At 74.5% G+C, this 1,734-nt stretch carries 2 protein-coding genes and 1 pseudogene; 1 reads left to right on the top strand and 2 read right to left on the bottom strand.

Annotated features, from left to right (window positions below):
• A pseudogene (locus SACPADRAFT_RS27675) lies at positions 1-250 on the bottom strand (methionine synthase); the annotation flags it as partial.
• 136 nt (positions 251-386) lie between these two features.
• Between SACPADRAFT_RS27675 and SACPADRAFT_RS0213745 the strand changes: the two are divergent.
• Positions 387-1,430: an MBL fold metallo-hydrolase gene (locus tag SACPADRAFT_RS0213745; RefSeq protein WP_007027515.1), complete on the top strand. Its 1,044-nt coding sequence runs from the start codon at positions 387-389 to the stop codon at positions 1,428-1,430.
• A gap of 132 nt (positions 1,431-1,562) precedes the next feature.
• Here the strand turns inward: SACPADRAFT_RS0213745 and SACPADRAFT_RS31535 are convergent.
• A partial coding sequence (locus tag SACPADRAFT_RS31535; RefSeq protein ID WP_007027516.1) for an aminomethyltransferase beta-barrel domain-containing protein occupies positions 1,563-1,734 on the bottom strand: 172 nt, incomplete at its 5' end.

Consider the following 1,734-nt stretch of genomic DNA (forward strand, 5'->3'; position numbering starts at 1 on the left):
CGTGCCGGTGGGTGCGGCCCGGCCGGGCCGCGATCCGGTACCCGGAGGGCACGAGGTCGACGGCGAGGTCCACCAGCATCGCCGCCGTCCGGCCGATCGGGTCGGCGCCGGCACCGCGGTCGGGCAGTTCGGGCAGGTGTGCGAACCCGGGCAGCTCACCGAACACGATCGCGGCGGCCTCCCGCGCGTCGGTGCCCGGCATGGAGCCGATCCCGGTGGCCGCACCGGTTGGCCAGACTCGCTCACTCACGGCGTCGATTGTCCCCGCCGGAGCCGCCCGCCGTCCCGCCGGGGCACCGGTCCGTACCACCCGACCTAAGCGAACGCTCAGTGATGTCGGTCTCACCCGCGTCCCCCGGGTTCCGGGAACCTGGTCTGATCAGGGCATGGAACCGTGCGACGACGACGGCAGCCGGCACTGGGCCGAGCCCGGTCTCTACACCGTGGCACCCGGGGTGTACCGCATCCCGCTCCCCCTGCCGAACGACGCGCTGCGGGCCGTGAACGTCTACGCGGTCACCGACGGCGACAGCCTCACCCTGGTGGATTCCGGGTGGGCGCTGGACGAGGCGCGCGACCGGCTCGCGGCGGCGCTGGCGGGCCTCGGTGCCGGGCTGGGCGACATCGGACAGTTCCTGATCACCCACGTCCACCGCGATCACTACACGCTGGCGGTGGCGCTGCGCCGCGAGTCCGGCGCGTCGATCGCGCTCGGCCGCGGGGAGCGGGCGGCCCTGCGGGCCACCGCCGCCCCGGACGAGCACCCGATGGAGGACCAGATCGGATTGCTGCGGCGCGCGGGCGGAACCCCGGTGATCGACGCACTCGTCGCGCTGTTCGACGGGCGGCGGCCACCGACCGACCGGGACCTGTGGGAGCAGCCGGACGAGTGGCTGGACCCGGGCGGCCGGACGGTCCTGCCCGGCCGCACGCTTGACGTCGTGCACACCCCCGGCCACACCGCGGGCCACGTCGTGTTCGCCGACCACGCGGCGAACCTGCTGTTCTCCGGCGACCACGTGCTGCCGCACATCACCCCGTCGATCGGCTTCCACCCCGCCCCGGCGGAGCAGCCGCTGCGGGACTTCCTGGACTCGCTGCGGCTGCTCCGCTCCCTGCCGGACATGCGGATGCTGCCCGCGCACGGCCCGGTCACGCCGAGCGTGCACGCGCGGGTGGACGAGCTGCTCACCCACCACGACCACCGGCTCGACGAGATCGGCGGGACGGTGGCGCAGGGCAACACCACCGCGTACGAGGTGGCCCTGCGCCTGACCTGGACCCGCCGGGAACGCACGCTGGACGAGCTGGACCCGTTCAACCAGATGCTCGCCGTCCTGGAGACCCAGTCCCACCTGGACCTGCTGACCCTGCAGAACCGCCTCACCACCAAGGACGAGGACGACCTCCGCCACTACACCGTCCCCTGACCCGCGAGTCCCCACCCCAGCCCCGCGAGTCGACGCTCCGGACCCGCGAGTCGCCAGTCCAGGCACGCGAGTCGCCAGTCCAGGCACACGGGTCGGCGCTCCGGACCCGCGAGTCGACGGGACGGGCCCGGCTCAGGCCGTGGCGGCGATCTTCGCGCTGCCGAGCACCACGTCCCCGCCCTCGGTGTCCGGCCGGTACAGCACGACGACCTGGCCCGGGGCCACGCCCGTGAGCGGCTCCCGCAGGTGGATCGCGACGCCACCGTCGACGCACTCGGCCACCGCCGGCGCCGTGCCGCCGTGC

The organism is Saccharomonospora iraqiensis subsp. paurometabolica YIM 90007 (assembly GCF_000231035.2).
In the GTDB taxonomy this organism is placed as follows: domain Bacteria; phylum Actinomycetota; class Actinomycetes; order Mycobacteriales; family Pseudonocardiaceae; genus Saccharomonospora; species Saccharomonospora paurometabolica.

Bases quoted from the DNA above. Each gene is read 5' to 3' on its own strand.
- SACPADRAFT_RS0213745 (WP_007027515.1), top strand. From the start codon at position 387: ATGGAACCGTGCGACGACGACGGCAGCCGGCACTGGGCCGAGCCCGGT.